Here is a 22,605-nt window from a genome sequence, read left to right as displayed (position 1 = left end):
AACTAATGCTCCCTATGAATAAGGTGCTTTCCAAAATTTCGAAGGTTTAATTTCTTTTCTTCGCTAATGGCTAATTTATCTAGCTGCTCAAAGGCCATTTGAGTATAATCCGCTATGGCGCGCTTACTTTCTTTTGCCGCTCCACTAGATTCAAAAAGATCCTTTACAATTCTAATTTTGGCCGTGGGATCGGCAGGTTTTATAGAAAACAAATGGTCTAACTCTTTTAGCTCATCGCTATTGCATAGTTCCTTCGTTTTCAGATAGAGAAAAGTCTTTTTATTCTCAATAATATCTCCCCCATTTTGTTTGCCGAAGGTTTCCGGGTTTCCAAAAGCATCCAGGTAATCGTCTTGCAATTGAAAGGCAATCCCCAGGTTTCTGCCAAATTCATAAAGTAAGTCCTGGTCTTCATCAGAGGCTTCGGCAACCATGGCGCCCATCTTTATTGCTGCTGCAAGTAGTACCGCGGTTTTAAATTCGATCATTTTTAAATATTCCGCTAAAGTAACATCGTCCCTTATTTCAAAATCCATATCGTATTGCTGGCCTTCACATACCTCAATTGCCGTTTTACTAAACAACTGTACCATGTTTTTGAAATTTTTGCCCTCATAGTGCTCCAGCAATTGATATGAACTTATCAGCATAGCATCCCCGGACAGTATTCCTGTATTGATATCCCACTTCTTATGAACCGTTTCCTTTCCTCTTCTTAGTGGGGCCTCGTCCATTATATCGTCATGTACAAGAGAAAAATTATGAAAAACTTCGATGGCCATCGCCGCTGATAAGGCCGCTTTGTAATCCTTATCAAAAAGAGAAGTTGTCATCAAGGTTAAGGCTGGTCTTATCCTTTTACCTCCAATTCCCATAATGTACACCATAGGATCATAGAGTTGATATGGGTCCTTGGTTTCAACGTTCTTTTCCAGATAAGTATTAAACGCATTTATATAATATTCAATAGTCTCCATTCAAGTGGTTTTTTCAAAAATACATCCATTTTGACAAACAGAATTTCTGCCTATCCGTTTATTTAAATATCAGGCATAAAAAATTTACACTAAAAAATGCAATAGTTTTGAAAAGCTTCGTCTTTATAAATGTAGCGTAAGCAACAAAGTTTTTACATGGGTTCGGAAACAGACAATTATAACAATCTAAAATCATTTTTCAATGATGAATACCATTCGCTAAAAGCTTATGCAAACTCCAGGATAAGTGATACCGCAGATCGGAACGCTGAAGATATTGTCCAGGAGGTAGCACTAAAAATATTTGCGAGGTCAGAAGACCTAACCCCCATCAATAACATCGCGGGGTTCGTCTACAATGCTATTCGGAATAAGATCATAGACCTTATGCGAACCAAGAAAGGAATATCTCATGTAGAAGATGAAATGGAAAATCGGTTGCTGGAATTCACAGAATTGTTTTACGGAAAATCTGACAATGCATATTCCGATACAATGAAAATGGAATTAAAAAAGGCCATTTTTAATCTAAAACCCCTCTATAGAGATATCATCATCGCAATAGATTTTGAGGGCTATACTTATAAAGAAGTTAGTCTGGAAACAAGTGTTCCTGAAGGCACCCTAATGTCCAGAAGACACAGGGCCTTGTCCATATTATTAAAAGAACTAGAAGAAATAAAAGAAACTATTAATTAAAAAAACTAAAAATGACACATAATTTTGAAGAACATCGAAAAATAAAAAGATTTTTCAGTATTGCGTTTAAGATATTCTTTGGCATTCTTGCCGCAATAGCCTTTGCTTTACTTTTTGGATATGGTATAATGTGGTTGTGGAACTGGTTAATGCCTGAGATATTCGGACTGACAGAAATTGGATATTGGCAGGCCGTGGGTATTCTTGTTCTGGCAAAAGTACTCTTCGGTGGATTTGGAGGACATAGTTCCAAAAAGAGCAACGGCAAACGCTATAAAAGTTGCAGGAACAAGGAAAAGAGCACCTTTAAGAACGATATGGCCAAATGGAAATCTTACGACAAATTCTGGAAAGAAGAAGGCGAGAGTGCATATAAAGCTTATGTGGAACGCCTTGAAGAAGGTGAGGCGCAAGGAGAGTAAGGTTGTTCAACCTTGTATTGCCCATAATGTTACTTCATAATTCCCATTGAACACCAGTTACTCTTTGATCAAACAATGACATTCGTCAAATAATTGTTAAATAAATGTAAAACCTAGGAAACTTTAAATGTTTTTAAAGTTTCCTAGGTTATATTTGCCTTTCCTTATGAAAACTAAAATCTTAGAAAAGGCCACGAAAATGTTTTTGAACCTTGGTTTCAAAAGTGTTACTATGGATGATCTCGCCAATGAAATGGGCATTTCCAAGAAAACAATATATGCCCATTTCCAGAACAAAACAGAACTTGTAGAGGCTTGTACCATGCATGTATTTCAATTAATCTCACATGGTATAGATTATATTTGTTCTCTTCGTAAAAACCCCATTGAGGAGCTTTATGAAATAAAGAAATTTGCCTTACAACATCTTAATAACGAACGCTCCTCCCCTCAATACCAGTTACAAAAATATTACCCCGGAATATATGAAACTGTTAAGGGAAAACAATTTGAGGTAATGACCACTTGTGTATTGGAGAATGTTAGAAAAGGTATTGATTTAGGTATTTACAGGGAAAATTTGAATATAGATTTTGTATCCAGAATTTACTTCTCCGGAGTTACAAGTATAAAGGATCACAGGATTTTTCCAACAGACCAGTTTCCGGTCACCAGTCTAATGGACGATTATCTGGAGTATCATTTGCGAGGGATAGTAACACCAAAAGGAAGAAAAATTTTAAATGAACTCATCAACTCAAACCAGGAATAAATGAGAAAATATATAATTATACCCATATTCCTATTTTTATGGACCTTTTCAATAGCTCAGGACGCTTCCTCCTCTTATTCCCTGGATGAAGCAATTGCCTATGCATTGGAGAACAACTACAGTGCAATAAATGCAGAAAGGGATATTATAGCTGCTCAGAAACAAAAATGGGAAACTATTGCCGAAGGATTACCTCAGATTAGTGGGGCTGTGAGTTATCAGAATCAATTAAAACAACCTGTATCACTTATTCCGGCAGAGTTTTTTGGTGGCGAACCGGGTACATTTCAGCCCATTACATTTGGACAGCCCCAACAAGCGAATGCTACTGCCACATTAAAGCAGCAGATTTTTGATGGCTCATATATCGTAGGGGTACAGGCAACCAAAGCATTTTTAGACTACAGTCAGAACTACAAGGAAAAAACTGAACAGGAGGTAATAAGGGCTGTTGTCGAGGCATATGGCAACGTACTTCTTTCCATAGAAAGCACAGAGATCCTGGAACAAAATAAAGCCTCTCTGGAAAAAAACTTATTTGAAACTCAAAAACTTTATGAAAACGGGCTGGGAGATGAAGAAAGTGTCGAGCAACTACAAATTACTTTGTCCTCTATTGAAAACCTGCTTAAGAATTCTATCAGGCTAAAGAAAATAACCTTACAAATTTTGAACTTATCAATGGGTCTTCCATTAGAAGACAATACTATCCTGAAAGAAGACCTGGACGATCTGACTCAAAAACAAATTGATCTGACCCTTATGGACTCAGATTTTGTAATTGAAAATAATGTCGACTATAAATTGGTATATAATCTTAATGAGCAACGTTATTTTGAACATAAACTTGCGAGAAGCAGAGCACTGCCAACGCTCAATGCCTTTGTTAATTATGGAAGTTCCGCTTTTAGTGACAATTTTGATTTCTTAAGTGGTGATATAGAATGGTACGATTCTTCAGTACTTGGGTTTGATTTGAACATTCCCATCTTTAGTTCCCTTAAAAGAAGTGCCAGTACACAGCGCGCTAAAATTGCATTGGAAAAAGCGAAAACAGAACTTACGGAGACCGAAGAACGCATAAGGCTCCAACTAGAGCAAGCTAAAAGCAACTATATCCTGGCTATCGAAGAATATGAAACCAGCAAGCAAAACCTGGGTTTGGCAGAACGTATTGAAAGAAAAAATGAAGTAAAGTATCAGGAAGGTTTAGCCACCAGTTTTGAACTTAATCAGGCACAAAGACAACTATATACAGCTCAGAATAACTACTTGCAATCTATGGTTGATGTAATCAATAGAAAAACGGAATTAGAAACAATCTTGAACAACTAGTGTTATAAAACAATTGCACGACAAACTTAAAATGATGAAAAAGATATATATCCTACTTAGCGCATCCATATTACTCATCTCATGCGGGGGTGGATCCGATCAATCTGTAGAAAGCCTTATAGCTGAAGGAAATCTGGATGCAATTAGAGCGAAAAAATCTGAAATTTCTGAACAACAAAAGATTCTAAATTCAAAACTACAGAAGTTAGACTCTGCAATTTCAACTTATGCCGGTAACGAAAGGTTAGATCTGGTTACTATTATAACGGCAGAATCACAACTATTTGTTCATTTTCTGGACCTGCAGGGAAATGTGAGTACCAAACAAAATGTCCTGATCTACCCGGAGATGCAAGGTACATTACAAAGGGTGTATGTTAAAGAAGGGCAGAAAGTCTCCAAAGGACAGTTATTGGCAACTATTGATGATGGAGGTATGAGCAGTCAGTTAGCCCAGTTAAAAACTCAGGCAGCACTGGCCAAAACTACTTTTGAAAGACAAAAGAGATTATGGGATCAAAAAATTGGATCAGAGATACAGTATTTGCAGGCTAAGGCCAATTATGAGGCATCTGATAATGCCGTTAAACAGGCAGAAAGCCAGCTTGGAAAGTCTACTATAAGGGCTCCGTTCTCAGGGATCATTGATGACGTAATAAAAGATCAGGGCACAGTAGTTTCACCCGGACCTGGTTCTGAAGTATTCCGCATTGTAAACCTATCCAATATGTATATTGAGGTTGATGTTCCGGAAAGCTTTGTAGGTGCCTTAAAAGAGGGTAGCAAAGCTCTGGTATATTTCCCTGTTTTGGGGGATACGGTTACAACAAGTATCCGCCAAACCGGCAACTTTATAAATCCAAACAACAGGGCCTTTACAGTAGAAATTCCAGTACCCAATAACAATGGTAATATCAAGCCCAATCTCAGTGCAAAAGTAAGCCTTAATGATTACACCAGTGAGGAGGCTATTCTTGTACCCCAAGGCATAATTTCTGAAAATGCCGAAGGTCAGCAATATGTATATGTGGCTGAAAAAACAGATGACAAAAAGGCCTTGGTAAGCAGGCGTATAATAACTACGGGTAAAACACAAGGAAGTATTGTTGAAGTACTTTCAGGGATTAAAGTAGGTGACCTCTTGGTGAAAGAAGGTGCGAGAAATGTAAAAGATGGTCAGAACGTTCAAATTCTAAATAACACATCGGATGAGTAGGCACAAAAAAAATGCAAACAAAGAGTTCCGACTATCGTCCTGGGCAATAGATAATCCGTCGGTGATTTTCGTTATGATCGGCTTGTTCCTTTGGATTGGCCTGAAGTCTTATTTTGCCATGCCCAGGGAAGACTTTCCGGAAATTGTCGAAACCAAAATATATATTAGTTCTCCATATCCGGGAAATACGGCCGAAGATGTAGAACGCCTCATTACCGACCCGCTCGAAGACCGGATTAAAAATGTTAGTAATGTAGTAGATATCATTTCTACCTCCCAGGAAGATTATTCTATAATTACGGTAGAATTCGACGAAGATATAACCGTTGAGCAAGCCAAACAAAAGGTAAAGGATGAAGTAGATGCAGAAAAAGCAAGTGAGGACTGGCCCACCTTCAACAATGCAAAGGTAGAACCTAACGTTTTCGATTTAAATCTGACCGAATCCTTTCCCATAATGAACGTAAACTTTACAGGGGACTATCCGGTTGAAAAACTTAAAGAGTTTGCGGAGTATCTTCAGGATGAAATTGAAGATTTACCTCAAATTAAGGAGGTAAATATCCGTGGCGCTCAGGAAAAAGAAGTAGAGGTAGCCCTGGACGTATACAAAATGATGGCTGCCAAAGTTAGCTTCCAGGATGTCATCGGCGCTATCAGCAATGGCAATATGACCATGTCTGCCGGAAATATAAAAACAAGCGAACAAAGGAGGACCATCAGGGTTTTAGGCGAAATAGAAAAGCCCGAGGATCTGAATGAATTTGTAGTCAAGTCAGAAAATGGCGCCGTTTATTTAAAAGACATTGCGGAAATCTCATTTGACGAAGAGGAAAAAACTACATATGCCCGTGAGTTTGGAGAGAGTGTAGTAATGCTAGACATAAAGAAAAGGTCTGGTAAAAACACTATCGAAGCCACCACAAAAATCAGGGAGATCGTAAAGGAGAACCAACAAAATTATTTCCCGCCAGACCTGAATATTTCTATAGCCAATGATTCCTCCGGACGAACTTTGAATCAGGTAGACGATTTAGTTAACAATATCATCTTCGGAATCATTTTGGTGGTAACTGTTCTTATGTTCTTCCTTGGGTTTAGAAATGCCCTGTTTGTTGGTTTTGCAATCCCAATGTCTATGTTCATGTCTTTTATGATCTTGAATAATCTGGGATATACCCTCAATACCATGATCCTCTTTGGAATGATAATGGGGCTTGGAATGATGGTAGATAATGGGATTGTTGTAGTAGAAAACGTGTATCGTTTAATGAGTGAAGGGATGTCCAGAACCGAGGCGGCCAAAAAAGGAATAGGAGAAATAGCCTTTCCAATTATTATTTCTACCGTAACTACTGTAGCTGCTTTTGTGCCCCTGGGACTTTGGCCAGGAATATTTGGACAGTTCATGATATATTTCCCAATAACACTTTCCGTGGTGTTGGGTTCTTCTTTATTTGTTGCCATTTTTATGAATTCCATGTTGGTTTCTCAATTCATGGAATTGGGAGAAAAGGAACTCAAAATAAAGCAATTGATCAGAATAAGTTTAATCCTGGGTGGCTTTGGGCTCTTTATCCTCATTTTTGGCGGAGACATGAGAGGTCTGGGTACGGTTATGATAGTTACGGCAATGATGTTTTGGGTATATAAATATGCCCTCAAGAAATGGGCATTAAAGTTTCAGAAAGTCACTATGGTGCGTTTTGAAAATTGGTATGAGCGCCGAATAAAACATGCACTTAAAGGAAGAAATGTATATTGGTATTTCGGAGCCACCGTATTCCTCCTGATCGGGACAATTATATTGTTTGGCATTTCAGTGGGTGCAGGAAGAACCAAAATTGAGTTTTTCCCGGACAACACCCCAAATGAGATCTATGCTTATATAGAATACCCCCAGGGTACTGCTATTGAGAAAACAAATAAACTTACCAAAGAGATAGAAAAGAGAGTGTTTGAAATTGCTAATAGGCCAAAATATACAAATGGTGATTTCAATTATTTGGTAGAATCTGCGGTGTCTCAGGTGGGTGAAGGAGCCGGAAATCCCCAAACCGATGGGGGTTCCGCTGCGGAAATGCCACATAGGGGCAAAGTCACTGTTTCTATGAGAGAGTATAAATACCGTGATGGAAGAGATACAGAAGAGCTGAGAAGTGAAATACAGGAAGAACTCACCGGCGTTTATCCGGGGGTTGCCATTTCTGTTGAAAAAGATGGCAATGCCCCCTCGGCAGGATATGCAATCAGCGTAGAACTCGAAGGCAAGGATTATGATGAATTGATAAGTACTGCTGAGGACATTCGCAATTTCATCAATACCAAGAACATTGATGGTATTGAAGAATTGAAAATAGATGTAAATAAAAGTAAGCCATCTTTACAGGTGGTAGTAGACCGGCAAAAAGCCGGGGAACTTGGCGTTGCCGTAGGACAGGTTGGTCAGCAATTAAGACGATCATTATTCGGGGAAAAAGCCGGGGTTTACAAAGTTGATGGGGAGGATTACGACATAAATATCCGGTTTAAGGAAGACCTTCGTTTTGATAAAAGTGCCCTTTTTAATCAGAATATCATCTTCCGCGATCAGGCCTCAGGACAAATAAAAGAAGTCCCGGTGTCGACTGTGGCAACACAGCGAAATTCTTCTGGTTTTAGTGCAATAAAACACCAGGGAGGAAAAAGGGTAGTTACTGTTTACTCCGGGCTCAGACCAGGGGGAAATGCAGCGCTAATTGTGAACCAGATCCAGGATGCCATGGCCGATTTTAAAGGCCTTCCTCCTGATATTAAAATAGACTATACGGGCGAAATTGAGGAGCAGAATAAGCAACAGCAATTTCTGGTAGGGGCCTTCTTCTCAGGTCTTGGTTTAATTATGCTCATCCTGATATTCCAATTTGGCGGTATTTCCAAGCCAATAATTATTATGATTGCCATTTTCTTAAGTTTTATCGGAGTGTTTGGCGGTTTAATGCTCACCGGTTGGTCTTTTGTAATTATGATGACCATGATGGGGATTATCTCCTTAGCTGGTATTGTAGTGAATAATGGGGTGGTTCTGCTAGATTATACCCAGATCCTTATAGACCGGAAAAAGGTGGCCCTTAATAAAGATGAGAAAGACTTATTAAGCATGCCCGAAGTCACTGAAATAATTACAAAAGGAGGAAAAGCCAGGTTACGTCCTGTAATTCTAACTGCTATTACAACGGTACTAGGGCTAATTCCCCTGGCAATAGGGCTTAATATTGATTTCTTTTCCCTTTTCTCAGAATTCAATCCAAATATTTATGTTGGCGGGGATAATGTGATATTCTGGGGGCCTTTGGCGTGGACGGTAATCTTTGGGCTGATTGTTGCCACCTTCCTGACATTAATAATAGTCCCGGTACTTTTTAATATAGTTTACCGTTTAAAAATCTGGCTAAGAAACCGAAACAAAAGCAGTAAACAAGAAAGCAAAAATCTGGATCTGGCTGCTTAATCAGTATCAGCTAAACATTAAAAAAGCCCCGACGCATGCGCCGGGGCTTTTATTATAATTCTGCTCACCAGTTTATTCATTCTCAGATAAAGGCACTGGCAATACATTGAAGACCTGATCTCCTGCCCTATCAATTGGCAAGCTCGAAGAAAGGTTATATCTTCTGAGATCAAACATTCTATGATTTTCTGCCCACAAAGAATAACGTCTTTGATTTAGCATTTCTGTTGTAAGCGCATCCACTGTCTGGGCTCCGGCATAATTTGCCAGACCGGCAGCATTTCTAATTACATTCAATGCATCCTCTGCATCCTGCAAGTTCCCAGCAAGAATACTGGCTTCAGCATAAACTAGAATAAGCTCTTCGTTCCGGATCATATCTATCGGAGAAATGTTAGAGGCGTATAAAGCCGTCTGATTGGTTCCTGATAAACCGTCCTGAGTGGTAGGATTAGCCCTTACAGAAGTCTTTGTTGTAACCCTGGTATCACCAGCCTCAGCATCCGCAAGCCAGGAGTCATGAACAATGATCTGATCCCCATTGTTGTCAGGAATCTTAAACAATCCATTGGTAATATCACCAGAATCCAGGCTAAACTCATGTTTGGGCCCTATGGTTAAATCTCCTGCCAGGTCAAAATAAGAACCTCCTAAAGCGCTCAATGCCGTACCTCCATCACCGGCATAAAGGGCAGCAACTGCGGCTGTGGCTCTATTGAATTCGGCAAACGTAGCCGGCGTATCAAAACCATTGAAACCTGCCAGGCTAAATGAAAAGGAAGAACCAGCGCTATTAAGGTCCGAAAGTGCATCATTGAGCATAGTAGTAGCAGCAGACAAGGCTGCGTTGAAATCCAATATAGGCCCGAGATTATCCGGATCGGCTACTTCTACCCTAGCACTGTTGTACGACTTTAATACTTCTATTAATTCATAGGCAATGATGGTTTTTGCAAAACCTCTATAACCTGCTTTCTGAGTATCAGAAATTGAGGTGGTATTATCTAGTGCAAGCAGCAGAATATTGGCATTTTTTATCGCCCTGTATCTGGCTCCCCATGGAGCAGTAGAATAAAAAGTGTTGTTATCCAAGGTACTGCCGTTAGCCCCTAATAAATCTCCCGTATTCCTGGGGTCTGCGTCAAAAAGATATAACTCTCTCGCCATGGTACCAGACCCTGTAGTCTGGATGGCCAGGTTGTTTCTCATTCTTGCTTCTATCCCCACAATCAGGTTATTTAACTGGTTTTGTGAGGCTTCTGTCTGAACTCCTGCTAAACTTGGTCTGTTAGGGTCTACTTGTTCATCGAAAGTACATGAAGAAATAATTACCGCTAAAAACACAATAAAAGCAAAAGCATTTTTCGATCTGTATATATGATTTTTTTTCATTGCTCTTTTTTTAGAAGTTAACATTTAGGTGCACGTAAAACTGTTTCGTACTCGGAAATGGAGTTACCTCAATTCCCGATGATAATCCTGCACCACCGTTGGTAGAGGTTTCCGGATCATAGCTTGAATAGTCTGTAATCGTAAAGATGTTTCTACCAGAGACACCTAATTTGACTCCCGATACAGAATCGCCAAAGAATGCCAGTGCGCTGTCTGGTAATCTGTAATAGACAGCTGCTTCCCGTAGCCTAAGGTAGCCTGCAGGTTCTATAAAACGCTCTGCGACAAATCCAAGGCCAGCACGTTCCATCCCTTCCGGAGTATCAAGGTCTGGTGTTGTACCTCCTAAATCTGTAAGTAATTTGGAAAGGTTAATATTCTCACCACCTTTTTTCCAGTGAAGCAAGAAGGAAACATCAAATTGCTTGGCAATAGTAAAGGTGTTACTGAAACCCATTTGGAAATCTGGTTCCACATCACCAATCTGTGTCGGTACGCCATTAACATTACCCGCAAGTTGTGTTACTGGCTTTCCTTGCTCTATATAAAAAGTACCAAGACCTAAACCAAATCCAGCTCCTGGCTGTGGAAAAGGAGGAACATCCAATCTGGTGATCTCAGATCTGTTGAACCAGAAACTTATGTTGGAATTCCAGGTAAAATTCTCATCACTGAAGGCATCCACATTAAGTCCTACTTCCAGGCCTTGGTTTTTTAAATCGGCCAGGTTCGTAGTTTCTGATCCAAAACCAGTAGAGGTTGGTAGTACTCTGCTCAATAGTAAATCATTAACTTTTCTGTTATAATACGAAAGTTCTAAACTCACTTTATTAAAGAGTCCGGCATCTATCCCCACCTCAAACTCAGATGAAGTTTCTGGCTCAATATTTGGATCACCTTTTAGCGTATTAATAGTAGACCCTCCCTGGCCGCCAATAGAAACCTGGTCAAGCCCGGTAAAGGCAGAACCAAATGCCCCTGAGGAACCTGTTTCCCCATATGCGGCCCTTAACTTAAGACGATTTAATGCCCCGTCTTTCCAGAAATCAAAATTATGAAGGTTTACTGCTAAAGAGGCTTTTGGAAACCCATAGAACTTATTTGGATCGCCATTTAAGGTAGATTTGTCCAGACGATAACCTACAGTACCTATAAGCTGGTCTTTATAGTTCCCTTCTAATTGTCCTAAATACCCAAATTCTTTCACTACTGAAGTGGTCTGCGTAATAGACTGGGCAGAACCCTGTCCCAGATTGGTCTGATTAGGAATCAATTGTGTTGCCTGGTTAAAGACGATATCGGTCTGTTGCTCTAAATAGGATATACCCCCTTGTGTGGTTAATGCCAAATCGCCGTTCATGGCATCGTGATCCCAAACTGCAATTCCCTGATAGTTGTAATTGGTGAAGTTATTCTTACCAACACCTATAAATCCATTCTGGTTACCACGTTGTGCCTGATGTGTCTCCGGCACGTATACATAGGTTTCATTTGCCAGGAAATCTATCCCTCCGTTAAAGATCAGCTTTACTCTATTCTGTTCCGTAGTGAGGACATTTGTAGTAAACTTGATCCCTTGAATAAGCCTGTTATTAGAATCTTCGTTTGTTGCTTCGTCTCTCACAAATATAGGGTTCCCTGTATAATTGGGATTGTCTGGATAGACTCCTAATGAATTAGGATACTGGCTGATCCATGGTCTTGTAAACGCCAGGGTATAGCCATAACTTAAACCACCTTCATTCTCATTCCCCGTAAAACTTCTACTCGAATTACTGCGAACATAATTAGAAGAGGACGAAAAACTAAAAGTTTTTGATATCTCATGATCAATATTGGCTCTAATGGAAAATCGGTCAAATCCGGTATTTCTGATAATACCCTCTTCATCCCTGTAGGAAGCACCAATAAAGAATTTCGTTTTTTCACCACCACCACGAGCACTTATTCTTGTATCTGTTATCAGACCTGTTTCCCCATAAATTGCATCTTCATAGTCGATTAGGCCTCCATTAGCAAGTGCCTGATTGTATAGGGTAACCTCAGCTGCGCCAAAAGCATCTTCAACTGCCTGTGCCGTCCAGGGACGAAGTCCAAGGCTCTTAATTATTTTATTGAAACCGGTATCCTGGCTAAAACTGATATCTGTTTTACCTTGCTTTCCTCGTTTTGTTGTTATGATAACAACCCCTGCATTTGCACGTGTACCGTAAATGGCAGCCGCAGAAGCTCCTTTTAATACCTCAATGTTCTGAATATCGTTAGGATCAAGATCTGCAATTCTGTTGGCCGAATTTTCTTCGTTACCCCTGTTGGCACCCGAAGCAAAACGCAATCCTGAAGGAATTTCTGTATTGTTTACATAAACTCCATCTACAATATAAAGCGGCTGGTTATTTCCATTAATAGAAGAAATTCCCCTAAGTCTTAATGCAAACCCACCCCCAGGAGCACCTGAAGACGATGTAATGTTTACACCTGTCAGCTTACCATATAAGGCACCGTCTAATGTAGTTTGTGCAGTTGTACCTACCAGTTCGTCAGATGACACTGTGGCCACTGCATTGGCTAGGTTACTTCTTTTAATAGATGATCCCAGACCAGTTACAACAACCTCTTCAAGGCCTGTCGCGGATTGGTTAAGAGAAACATTTAAAGTTCTTGGACCGGTAACATCCATTTCAAGTTCCGCATAGCCTAGCGAGGAGAATACTAATGTTGCCGGAAAACTGTTGATATTAATTTCATAGTTTCCGTCAAAATCCGAAGTAGTCCCCGAACTTGTTCCTTTGATTACCACATTAACGCCTGGCAAAGGTGTACCATCAGAAGCGTCTGTAATATTCCCATCGATTACTCCTTGCGAAAACCCTAAGATTGGTACCACAAGAAATAGCCATAGGAATGTTCTTCCTAAAAGAATTTTTTTCATGTCTGTAAGTTTTGAATTAGCTATTATTTTCCCAATTTAAAGAAGTTTATTTCAATATCCATAATTATTGAGGTTTATTTTTATGAAATCATCAAAAAGAAGGGCAATTATTAGTTGTAAAATTGGTATGTAATTGAATGGGTTCAACACATATATTCTTACATTTGCGGCTGTAATACCATAAACATAATATGTACAGAAGCCATAACTGTGGTGAATTGCGATCATCGCACATTGAAACCGAAATAACCCTGGCCGGATGGGCCCATAAAACAAGGGATAAAGGATTTGTCGTATGGATAGACCTTAGAGATAGATATGGGATAACTCAGCTTGTATTTGATGAGGAGCGTTCTTCCAAGGCCCTACTGGAAAAGGCGCGTGCTATAGGGAGGGAATTTGTGCTGCAGGTTAAAGGGACTGTAACAGAAAGGAGCTCTAAAAATCCTAATATTCCCACCGGTGATATTGAAATTCTGGTTTCAGAACTTCATATTTTAAATGAGGCCTTATTACCGCCTTTTACAATTGAAGACCAGACGGATGGAGGGGAAGATTTACGTATGAAATACCGCTATCTGGATATTAGAAGAAATCCGGTAAAGGACAATCTAATTTTCAGAAGCATGGTAACCATGGAGGTACGAAAGTATTTATCTGGTCAGGGTTTTATTGAAGTGGAAACTCCTTACCTAATAAAGTCTACTCCTGAGGGAGCAAGAGATTTTGTGGTACCAAGCAGGATGAACCAGGGACAATTCTATGCGTTGCCACAATCTCCCCAGACCTTTAAACAGCTCCTGATGGTTGGTGGCATGGATAAGTACTTCCAGATAGTGAAATGTTTCAGAGATGAAGATCTAAGGGCAGACAGGCAACCTGAATTTACTCAGATAGATTGTGAAATGTCTTTTGTGGAACAGGAAGACATCCTCAATGCCTTTGAAGGTCTGACAAAACATTTGCTTAAGGAACTCAAGGGAATAGAATGCGAAGATTTTCCAAGGATTACCTACGATGAAGCGCTCAGAAGGTTTGGGAATGATAAGCCCGACATACGTTTCGGAATGGAATTCGGCGATCTTAATGAAGTAGCCAAACACCGGGAATTTGGAATTTTTAATGACGCAGAAATTGTTGTTGGTATCGCTGTGCCGGGTGGTGCTTCTTATACCAGAAAGGAGATAGATAAGCTTGTAGATTGGGTAAGAAGGCCTCAGGTAGGTGCTAAAGGAATGGTATATGTAAAATGCAATGAGGATGGTTCCTATAAATCGTCAGTAGATAAATTCTACGATCAGGAAGACCTTGAAAAATGGGCAGAGATTACCAACGCCAATGCAGGAGATCTGATTTGTATTTTGTCTGGTGAAATAAATGCTACAAGAAGTCAGCTAAGCGCCTTGAGAATGGAATTGGCAGAAAGGTTAGGCCTGAGAAAGGCCGAAGAATTTGCTCCGCTATGGGTAGTAGATTTTCCCCTGCTGGAACTCGATGAGGAAAGTGGAAATTACCATGCTATGCACCACCCATTTACTTCACCAAAACCAGGTCAGTTAGAATTATTAGATACAGATCCGGGAGCTGTCAGGGCCAATGCCTATGACCTGGTACTGAACGGAAACGAGATTGGTGGAGGTTCTATCAGAATTCATGATAAAGAAGTGCAGGCTACAATGTTCAGGCACTTAGGCTTTTCACCCGAAGAGGCAAATACCCAATTTGGTTTCCTAATGGATGCCTTTCAATACGGAGCTCCACCACATGGGGGAATTGCTTTTGGGTTAGACCGGCTTGTTGCCATATTGGGCGGACAGGAAACAATCAGAGATTTTATTGCTTTTCCAAAGAACAACAGTGGAAGGGATGTAATGATCGATGCCCCGGCCACTATTGATGATGCACAATTGGAAGAACTGAATTTAAAACTTGACATCCGATCCGAGGAGTAAAATTCTCAATGAGGAAAAACCAATTTGCAGAAGATTTAAAAGTACCCATCCAAAGTTATTGGTTTTTGTACCTTTAGTTGTATACCTGTGCCATGCCTAACCGAAGCAGTATTTTGTTTACTAAATTTCTCAAGTGGAGGTACAAACATATTTCTAATAAGACCTTCATTCAAATTTTAAGTGTAATTGTAGGTTTTCTTGCAGGTTTGGCGGCTGTGGTGCTAAAAAATGGCACCTATTTCATAGCATCCCTATTAGAGAAAGGAATTGTGTTCTCTAATAATCAACTCTATTTCATTATTCCTATACTCGGACTTACCCTGGTCTACCTATATGTGAAATTTGTGCATCGGGCAAAACTGGAACATGCTATTTCATCTATTCTTTATGCCTTATCCAAAAAGAAAGGAATCATAAACTACAAAAAGATGTACACCCCCTTAATTACCGCTCCCCTTACGGTTGGTTTTGGAGGGTCTGTGGGGCTTCTTGGACCAGCGGTTGCGTCAGGAGCCGCAATCAGTTCCAATTTTGGAAGACTTTTACATGTGAACTCAAAGACCCGCTCTTTGTTAATTGCGTGTGCCTCTGCAGGAGCTATAGCATCTATCTTTCAGTCTCCTATTGCGGCAATTATTTTTGCAGTGGAAGTGTTTAGCCTGGACCTTACCATGTTATCTATGTTGCCATTATTACTGGCTTCAATATCCGGGGTGCTTACATCCTACTTCTTTCTGGGCGATGAAACCTTGTTTAATTTTAATATCACCGACAGGTTCGAAATCAGGGATACCTTCTTTTATATTGTACTTGGCGTGGGTACTGCCTTCGCCTCCATTTATTTTACCAAAATGTACTTTGGTATCCTGAAGTTTTTTGAAAGATTCAGAAGCCCTAAGTACAAATTATTGGTAGGGGGTTTGGCCATTGGTGTTATGCTATATTTTATTCCACCCCTCTATGGTGAAGGTTTTGGTTTTATCAATAATCTTTTAAAAGGAGATCACCTGGCGGCCCTGGGAACTACCCCCTTCGACCAATATATAGATAACATATGGGTGGTTATCGCCCTGCTTTTTGGAATAACTATTTTTAAAGCTGTTGCAATGACCACAACTTTTGCAGCAGGTGGAGCCGGCGGAATATTCATTCCAACAATGGTAATGGGCAGTGCCCTGGGAAATGTTGTTGCAAAGGTTATTAATAACTCCGGTCTGAATATAGTGGTAAGCGAGAGCAATTTTACCCTTATCGGGATGGCGGGTCTTATTGCCGGAGTGCTTCATGCTCCGCTTACAGCAATATTCCTGATTGCTGAAATCACCGGAGGATACGAACTATTTGTTCCATTGATGATCACAGCCGCTATTTCATATCTCATTACCAAAAATGCTATTGATTATACCATTTATACCCGGGAACTGGCCAAAATTGGAGCTTTGCTTACTCACAATAAAGATCAGACAGTACTCACTCTGATGCAATTAGACGATGTTATAGAAAAAGACTTCAAGCCTGTAAGGCAAAGCATGACACTCGGTGAAATGTTACACACCTCTGTAGCGAAATCTCAGCGGAATATTTTTCCAGTAATAGATACCGAAGGGGTACTAAAAGGAATTGTACTTCTCGATGATATACGAGAATTTATGTTCGACACCTCAGTTTACGATAAAATGCGCGTTGAAACCCTTATGCAAAATGCCCCGGAACACATATTTTATGATACTGACAGCATGCAGGAGGTGATGCAGAAATTTCAGGACAGCGGTGCATGGAACCTTCCTGTAATCAAAGAAGGTAAGTACCATGGTTTTATCTCAAAATCTAAACTTCTGACGGCATACAGAAGAAAGTTGATTAACTTTAGCAAGTAAAATGAGAGTACGAACTAAATATATAATTGTAGCCATAGTATTAATCTCCGCTGCTGCCATCATCTACGGTTTTTCTATAAAAGAGGATAACGAGCAACTGGCCAATAAATGTATAGGTTTTGGTACGGTCGGACTCTTCCTGATTGCAATGCCCATGTTCCTGTATAAAGAGAGTAAGGGGAAGAAAATTAAAGACTATATGCTCACCGACGAAAATATCAGGAAAATGCAAGGCAAAAATTCCGAAAAGCCTGAAAATCAGTGATTTTACTCAATTTTACCCTTCATTCTATATCGATTTAATCAAAATATCATACTTTTGAATAGTAATATTTTGTTTATTTAATTTTATTTTAATGACTGGAACTGTAAAATTTTTTAATGAATCTAAAGGATATGGGTTCATTACCAACGACGACACCGGAAAGGACATTTTTGTTCATGCCACGGCCTTAAACGGGGTGGAACTGAACGAAGGAGACAAAGTAGAATACCAGGAAGAAGAAGGAAGAAAAGGAATGGTTGCCGCACAAGTACAGGTAATTGGCTAACAATTTGGTACTTTTAAGATGTTAGAATCCCGCATTTTGCGGGATTTTTTATTTATATATTTCTTTGGTCATACGAGTCTAATTGAGGTTGCGCTTTTGTATAAAAAAACGCTTTAGCAAAGCTTCTGCCTCCTTTTCCAAAACCCCACCAACTACCTTAGTCTTTGGATGGAGTTTGGTTCCCATGTTTTTATACCCCCGTTGGTGGTCATAGGCTGCAAAAACAATTTTTGGAAGCTGACTCCAGTAAAGGGCCCCTGCACACATCTGACAAGGCTCAAGAGTTACATAAAGCGTACAATCATATAAATATTTCCCTCCCAAAAAATTAGCTGCAGAAGTAATGGCCTGCATTTCTGCATGGGCAGTAACGTCGTTCAATTGTTCTGTTAGGTTGTGTGCCCTGGCTATAATCCTATCTTTTACAACTACTACAGCTCCTATGGGGACCTCCCCTCTTTCGTAGGCTCTTTCCGCTTCATCAAGCGCTTTTTTCATAAAGTACGCATCGTCCAAAATAATCTCCATAGGGCCAAAAATACAATTTTCAGCCATAGATACAGGAGAAAGGATACTGATTTGACGTACCTTTATGCCCTGTTATGAAATACCTTAACATAATTAATTCTCCTCTAGAGCTTCGGAATTTAAAACAGGAAGAACTAGCTGCTGTTGCCGAAGAATTAAGGGCATTCATAATTGATATTGTAGCTGCCAAAGAAGGGCATTTAGGAGCCAGTCTGGGAGTCGTAGAACTTACCATTGCGCTGCACTATGTATTTAACACCCCTGATGACAAGCTCATTTGGGATGTTGGCCACCAGGCCTATGGGCATAAAATTTTGACGGGGCGAAAGGAGGTATTTACTACCAACAGGCAATTAGGAGGAATAAGTGGCTTTCCTAAAATGAAAGAAAGTAGTTATGATGCTTTTGGCACAGGTCATAGCTCCACTTCTATTTCGGCTATCCTGGGAATGGCCCTGGCAGCTAAACTAAAAGGAGAGCAATATCAACATATTGCAGTAATTGGGGATGCCTCTATTGCCAGCGGCATGGCATTCGAAGGTCTAAATCATGCCGGGGTTACCAATACTAACCTGTTGATTGTTTTAAACGATAATACCATTGGTATTGATCCCAGTGTAGGAGCTTTAAAAAAATATCTGACGAATGTTAAAAAGGGTACAGCTAAGGATGAGAATATTTTTGAATGTCTCAATTTTAACTATTCTGGTCCAATTGATGGTCATGACCTGGAAACCCTAATCACTGAACTAAACAGATTAAAAGCGGTTGACGGACCTAAATTGCTACATATTATTACCACAAAAGGCAAGGGATTAAAAAAAGCAGAGGAAAATCAGGTAGTGTACCATGCCCCTGGTAAGTTCAACAAGCAAACCGGTGATCTCCTTCCGAAATCTGAAGATGATTTACCTCCAAAATATCAGGATGTATTTGGGCATTCTCTGGTGGAACTGGCAGCAGCAAATCCCAAAATTACAGGGATTACCCCTGCCATGCCCACCGGAAGTTCATTAAAATTCATGATGGAAAAATTCCCCGATAGGGCCTTTGATGTTGGCATCGCTGAACAACATGCCGTGACCATGGCAGCGGGGATGGCCTCGGCAGGAATGATTCCTTTTTGCAATATCTATTCTACATTTCTGCAACGCGCTTATGACCAGGTAATTCACGATGTAGCGCTTCAGGAATTGCCAGTTGTTTTTTGTCTGGACCGGGCAGGACTTGTTGGCGAGGATGGGGCCACTCATCACGGGGTTTTTGACCTGGCCTTCCTCAGATGTATTCCTAACCTTATTATCTTTGCTCCGATGAATGAAATAGAGCTTAGGAACATCATGTTTACTGTACAGCTGGGGATGCTTCAACCTATTGCAATTAGATACCCGAGAGGGAGGGGGACAACTTTGTCCTGGCGCAAACCTTTTGAGAAAATAGCTATCGGATCCTCAGAAGAAATCTATAAAGGAACGGAAATAGCAATTCTCAGTATTGGGCATATTGGAAATATGGTTGCTGATATTGTCAAAGATCACAAAGAGATGAATAAACTGGGACATTACAATATGAGATTTGTAAAGCCCCTGGATCAAGAAAGGCTGCATCAGATTTTTAAATCCTACAAACATGTCATAACTATTGAAGACGGTTGTAAAATAGGCGGATATGGAAGTGCTATTTTAGAATTTGCCAATAATTTTGGATACAAAACATCAATTACCATATTGGGTGTAGACGACCAATTTGTTGAACATGCTTCGGTCCGGGAATTACACAAAATAGCAGGAATAGATACTGAAACCTTAAAAAAACATATAAACAATATTCTTTATGCCTAACTGCTCTCTCGGGAAATGCATTCTTTTTAGTCTCGTTTTTACTATTTGCAATTTTTTGACTGCCCAAGATTCAATTCCGCCCAGTGTTGACTTGGATAGTATTGCAATAGACACTATTGTTATCAGGGCTGTTCAGGATAAAATAAAAATTGTTCCCAGAGGGGTTAATCTTTATCATCCGGTCATTTCATTTAATAGCACCAAACCTTTATTGAAGCCTATTAAGCGCTTTAGGGTCCCTTCTTTCTGGGATAACAAAAATGAATTGGGCCTGAGTTTAAGTGAAGTGGCTTTTGTCAACTGGAACGCCGGTGGGGATAATTCGGTGTCAGCGCTGGGCAGTATGCGTTTTGTCAGAAACTACAAATTCAGATATGTTCAATGGAATAACGACCTTGTATTGAGGTTTGGATGGAATGCCCAGGAGGGTCGTAAATGGCGAAAAACTGATGATGCTATCCGCCTTAGTTCTACTTTTGGCTACAGGCAGGATACCATTACCAATTGGTATTACTCGGCTAAACTTAATTTCAACACACAATTTGCCGACGGGTTTAAGTACCCCAACCGCGATACGCCAATATCAAGATTTATGTCACCGGGTTATTTATTTATTGGTGGGGGTGCCTCTTATATAACCGAAGCCGGGAAATTTAATCTTTATATCTCCCCGTTTACACATAAATCTACCTATGTACTGGATCAGACCTTAGCCAACAAAGGGGCTTTCGGAGTCAAGAAAGCGCTGTTGGATGACGATGGAAATGTAATACAGGAAGGTGAAAATGTATTTGCCGAACTGGGCTTTCTCATCACAAACAAATGGGAGACAGATTTGACCAAAAATGTTCTTATGACGCATCGCATAAGTCTTTATTCTGATTATTTGAGATCGTTTGGCAACGTGGATGTCGATTGGGAACTTAATTTTAAGTTTACCGTTAACGAGTATATCAGTGCAACTGTCGGCACCCATGTCATCTATGACGATGATATTCTGTTTGACGAACAAAAAGCCGCTGACGGAACTGTAATAGATCCCGGAGAACCCCGTATTCAATTTAAACAAACATTGGGCATTGGAATGGCCTACAGTTTTTGAATCTAAAGCTGTTTGCCAGTAATTTTATTGTGGATATGAACTGCCGCACCATCAGACAGGCTGGCAACAAAGCAACATGTATTTAATAAGATATTGTAGAGCGAGTTGTTGGATTCTCTATAGTGTTCTGGTAATGTACTTATCATCAGCTTATCATAATTAGAGGCCCTCCCCTCCTTTTTCCTTACAAGTGCAGCGGTAAACACCTCAAGAATGTCTGATATAATCCTGTAACCGGAGATCTCCTTTTCCACAACTTCCTGTGAACGGTATATTTTCTCTACACTCAATTTAATAATATCATCAACCTGGGGCTTATAAATACTTTTATCTAATAAGGAGGATTCAAAATTGCCGCTAAGTATGCTTTCCTCATTTTTCATAAAGACAGCAGTTACATCTGTTATTAATGTGCTTATAGCCAATGCACGCAGATAACTTAAGCGGTCTGCTTTCAGGGCCATTCCATTATATTTCTTTGTGTTTATATTGTCTTTTACCAAATTGATCAAATATTCCAGGGCAAAATCTTCGGGAATAAGCCCTAAGTGAATGCCATCCTCAAAATCTATTATGGTATAGCAGATATCATCTGCCGCCTCAACCAGATAAGTCAAAGGATGTCTGGAAAATGAAACAGCATCTCCCTTTCTTGTTTGTTTTAATCCAAGTTCAGCAGCCAATTCTATCAAAAAATCACGTTCCGACTGAAAGGCACCAAATTTTTTATCTGCTATATGTTTACTCGGCTTTTTTGGCAGGGATTCCTTGGGATATTTCATAAATGCACCCAGGGTGGCGTAACTCAACCTAAGACCTCCACTCACCCCTTCACGAGACTCGGTCAATATCTTTAGCCCATTAGCATTTCCTTCAAAATCTATTATATCCTGATATTCTTTTTCGGTAAGTTCTGAGCAGTATTTCCTACCTGCTCCCATAGTAAAAAACTCCCCAATGGCTTTCTCGCCGCTATGGCCAAAAGGTGGGTTACCTATATCATGCGCCAATGCAGCCGCCGCTACAATAGCACCAAAATCGTTCACCCCATACCCATGAATTTCTTTTATATGCGGATGAACCTCCAGTATTTTTTTTCCAGCTAATCTTCCCAAACTTCTGCCGACTACAGAAACTTCAAGACTATGAGTTAACCTGGTATGCACAAAATCTGTTTTTGACAATGGAATCACCTGAGTTTTGTCTTGCAAACTTCTGAATGCTGAGGAAAATATCACCCTGTCGTAATCTACCTCAAACCCCAATCTGGTTTCATCCTGCTCTTTTCGCAGTCTTTTATGCGTATCCCCAAAACGCCTTAAGGAAAGGAGTTTTTCCCAGTTCATATACAGTTGATTTTCGGCGCAAGATAGTGCTTTTCAGCAGTAATTAATTACTGCATATTTGAAATAGCCAGTTCTTTATCCATATTACTCCAGGCATGCATCTAAAGCGCATTCCTTCTCCTTTACATTTAATTAACCTGCTAACAATTAACTAACACTAATACAATACTTCA

At 40.0% G+C, this 22,605-nt stretch carries 17 protein-coding genes; 12 read left to right on the top strand and 5 right to left on the bottom strand.

Going from position 1 to position 22,605, the window contains the following annotated elements; genetic code table 11:
* Positions 1–2: 2 nt before the first annotated feature.
* Positions 3–977, bottom strand: coding sequence for a polyprenyl synthetase family protein (locus tag J1G40_RS09370; protein ID WP_265242367.1), 975 nt, complete (start codon positions 975–977; stop codon positions 3–5).
* A gap of 156 nt (positions 978–1,133) precedes the next feature.
* On the opposite strand from J1G40_RS09370, the gene J1G40_RS09365 reads away from it, so the two are divergent.
* The 6 genes from J1G40_RS09365 to J1G40_RS09340 all read left to right on the top strand — a co-directional run bounded on the left by J1G40_RS09365 (position 1,134) and on the right by J1G40_RS09340 (position 8,911).
* The gene (locus J1G40_RS09365; RefSeq protein ID WP_265242366.1) at positions 1,134–1,676 is read left to right on the top strand and encodes an RNA polymerase sigma factor; all 543 of its coding nucleotides are present in this window, start codon (positions 1,134–1,136) and stop codon (positions 1,674–1,676) included.
* Positions 1,677–1,687: 11 nt separating this feature from the next.
* Positions 1,688–2,098: a hypothetical protein gene (locus tag J1G40_RS09360; protein WP_265242365.1), complete on the top strand. Its 411-nt coding sequence runs from the start codon at positions 1,688–1,690 to the stop codon at positions 2,096–2,098.
* A 166-nt stretch (positions 2,099–2,264) separates the two neighbouring features.
* On the top strand, positions 2,265–2,870 hold the full coding sequence (locus J1G40_RS09355; RefSeq protein ID WP_265242364.1) for a TetR/AcrR family transcriptional regulator: 606 nt from the start codon (positions 2,265–2,267) through the stop codon (positions 2,868–2,870).
* Positions 2,871–4,205, top strand: coding sequence for a TolC family protein (locus J1G40_RS09350; protein WP_265242363.1), 1,335 nt, complete (start codon positions 2,871–2,873; stop codon positions 4,203–4,205).
* A gap of 34 nt (positions 4,206–4,239) precedes the next feature.
* Positions 4,240–5,421, top strand: a complete 1,182-nt coding sequence (locus tag J1G40_RS09345) for an efflux RND transporter periplasmic adaptor subunit (protein WP_265242415.1) — start codon at positions 4,240–4,242, stop codon at positions 5,419–5,421.
* Positions 5,414–8,911 carry an efflux RND transporter permease subunit gene (locus tag J1G40_RS09340; RefSeq protein WP_265242362.1) on the top strand — a complete coding sequence of 1,166 codons (3,498 nt, stop codon included), beginning with the start codon at positions 5,414–5,416 and terminating at the stop codon, positions 8,909–8,911. The genes J1G40_RS09345 and J1G40_RS09340 overlap by 8 nt, the downstream gene beginning before the upstream one ends.
* A 72-nt stretch (positions 8,912–8,983) precedes the next feature.
* Here J1G40_RS09340 and J1G40_RS09335 read toward each other — a convergent pair whose 3' ends face one another.
* Complete coding sequence (locus tag J1G40_RS09335) at positions 8,984–10,303, bottom strand: RagB/SusD family nutrient uptake outer membrane protein (protein ID WP_265242361.1); 1,320 nt, start codon at positions 10,301–10,303, stop codon at positions 8,984–8,986.
* A gap of 10 nt (positions 10,304–10,313) precedes the next feature.
* Positions 10,314–13,235, bottom strand: coding sequence for a SusC/RagA family TonB-linked outer membrane protein (locus tag J1G40_RS09330; RefSeq protein ID WP_265242360.1), 2,922 nt, complete (start codon positions 13,233–13,235; stop codon positions 10,314–10,316).
* A 191-nt stretch (positions 13,236–13,426) separates the two neighbouring features.
* Here J1G40_RS09330 and aspS point away from each other — a divergent pair, with 191 nt between their 5' ends.
* The 4 genes from aspS to J1G40_RS09310 all read left to right on the top strand — a co-directional run bounded on the left by aspS (position 13,427) and on the right by J1G40_RS09310 (position 17,615).
* A complete protein-coding gene (aspS, locus tag J1G40_RS09325; RefSeq protein WP_265242359.1) occupies positions 13,427–15,187 on the top strand; it encodes an aspartate--tRNA ligase in 1,761 nt (586 codons plus the stop codon).
* Between the two features lie 92 nt (positions 15,188–15,279).
* Complete coding sequence (locus tag J1G40_RS09320; RefSeq protein WP_265242358.1) at positions 15,280–17,064, top strand: chloride channel protein; 1,785 nt, start codon at positions 15,280–15,282, stop codon at positions 17,062–17,064.
* Position 17,065: 1 nt separating this feature from the next.
* Positions 17,066–17,329, top strand: a complete 264-nt coding sequence (locus J1G40_RS09315; protein WP_265242357.1) for a hypothetical protein — start codon at positions 17,066–17,068, stop codon at positions 17,327–17,329.
* Positions 17,330–17,420: 91 nt separating this feature from the next.
* On the top strand, positions 17,421–17,615 hold the full coding sequence (locus J1G40_RS09310) for a cold-shock protein (protein ID WP_019671237.1): 195 nt from the start codon (positions 17,421–17,423) through the stop codon (positions 17,613–17,615).
* A 78-nt stretch (positions 17,616–17,693) separates the two neighbouring features.
* On the opposite strand, the gene J1G40_RS09305 is transcribed toward J1G40_RS09310, so the two are convergent.
* Positions 17,694–18,143: a nucleoside deaminase gene (locus J1G40_RS09305; RefSeq protein ID WP_265242356.1), complete on the bottom strand. Its 450-nt coding sequence runs from the start codon at positions 18,141–18,143 to the stop codon at positions 17,694–17,696.
* A gap of 74 nt (positions 18,144–18,217) precedes the next feature.
* On the opposite strand from J1G40_RS09305, the gene J1G40_RS09300 reads away from it, so the two are divergent.
* The gene (locus tag J1G40_RS09300; RefSeq protein WP_265242355.1) at positions 18,218–19,984 is read left to right on the top strand and encodes a 1-deoxy-D-xylulose-5-phosphate synthase; all 1,767 of its coding nucleotides are present in this window, start codon (positions 18,218–18,220) and stop codon (positions 19,982–19,984) included.
* Between the two features lie 55 nt (positions 19,985–20,039).
* On the top strand, positions 20,040–21,086 hold the full coding sequence (locus J1G40_RS09295; RefSeq protein ID WP_265242354.1) for a DUF3078 domain-containing protein: 1,047 nt from the start codon (positions 20,040–20,042) through the stop codon (positions 21,084–21,086).
* Between the two features lie 2 nt (positions 21,087–21,088).
* Here J1G40_RS09295 and dgt read toward each other — a convergent pair whose 3' ends face one another.
* Positions 21,089–22,432 (bottom strand): dGTP triphosphohydrolase, encoded by a 1,344-nt coding sequence (dgt, locus tag J1G40_RS09290; protein ID WP_265242353.1) that lies wholly within the window; start codon positions 22,430–22,432, stop codon positions 21,089–21,091.
* Between the last annotated feature and the right edge of the window lie 173 nt (positions 22,433–22,605).

The sequence above is a fragment of the Muriicola sp. Z0-33 genome (assembly GCF_026126425.1).
Classification (GTDB): Bacteria; Bacteroidota; Bacteroidia; order Flavobacteriales; family Flavobacteriaceae; genus JAFMPW01.
Note: the sequence above shows the minus strand (reverse complement) of the source record. Positions and strands in the feature narration are given on the sequence as shown.

Excerpts from the sequence above, each read along its gene's own strand:
- J1G40_RS09365 (WP_265242366.1), top strand. The coding sequence starts at position 1,134 with ATGGGTTCGGAAACAGACAATTATAACAATCTAAAATCATTTTTCAAT.
- J1G40_RS09355 (WP_265242364.1), top strand. The coding sequence starts at position 2,265 with ATGAAAACTAAAATCTTAGAAAAGGCCACGAAAATGTTTTTGAACCTT.
- J1G40_RS09330 (WP_265242360.1), bottom strand. The coding sequence starts at position 13,235 with ATGAAAAAAATTCTTTTAGGAAGAACATTCCTATGGCTATTTCTTGTG.
- J1G40_RS09350 (WP_265242363.1), top strand. The coding sequence starts at position 2,871 with ATGAGAAAATATATAATTATACCCATATTCCTATTTTTATGGACCTTT.
- J1G40_RS09370 (WP_265242367.1), bottom strand. The coding sequence starts at position 977 with ATGGAGACTATTGAATATTATATAAATGCGTTTAATACTTATCTGGAA.
- J1G40_RS09315 (WP_265242357.1), top strand. The coding sequence starts at position 17,066 with ATGAGAGTACGAACTAAATATATAATTGTAGCCATAGTATTAATCTCC.
- aspS (WP_265242359.1), top strand. The coding sequence starts at position 13,427 with ATGTACAGAAGCCATAACTGTGGTGAATTGCGATCATCGCACATTGAA.
- J1G40_RS09345 (WP_265242415.1), top strand. The coding sequence starts at position 4,240 with ATGAAAAAGATATATATCCTACTTAGCGCATCCATATTACTCATCTCA.
- J1G40_RS09310 (WP_019671237.1), top strand. The coding sequence starts at position 17,421 with ATGACTGGAACTGTAAAATTTTTTAATGAATCTAAAGGATATGGGTTC.
- J1G40_RS09300 (WP_265242355.1), top strand. The coding sequence starts at position 18,218 with ATGAAATACCTTAACATAATTAATTCTCCTCTAGAGCTTCGGAATTTA.
- J1G40_RS09305 (WP_265242356.1), bottom strand. The coding sequence starts at position 18,143 with ATGGAGATTATTTTGGACGATGCGTACTTTATGAAAAAAGCGCTTGAT.
- J1G40_RS09340 (WP_265242362.1), top strand. The coding sequence starts at position 5,414 with ATGAGTAGGCACAAAAAAAATGCAAACAAAGAGTTCCGACTATCGTCC.
- J1G40_RS09360 (WP_265242365.1), top strand. The coding sequence starts at position 1,688 with ATGACACATAATTTTGAAGAACATCGAAAAATAAAAAGATTTTTCAGT.
- J1G40_RS09320 (WP_265242358.1), top strand. The coding sequence starts at position 15,280 with ATGCCTAACCGAAGCAGTATTTTGTTTACTAAATTTCTCAAGTGGAGG.
- dgt (WP_265242353.1), bottom strand. The coding sequence starts at position 22,432 with ATGAACTGGGAAAAACTCCTTTCCTTAAGGCGTTTTGGGGATACGCAT.
- J1G40_RS09335 (WP_265242361.1), bottom strand. The coding sequence starts at position 10,303 with ATGAAAAAAAATCATATATACAGATCGAAAAATGCTTTTGCTTTTATT.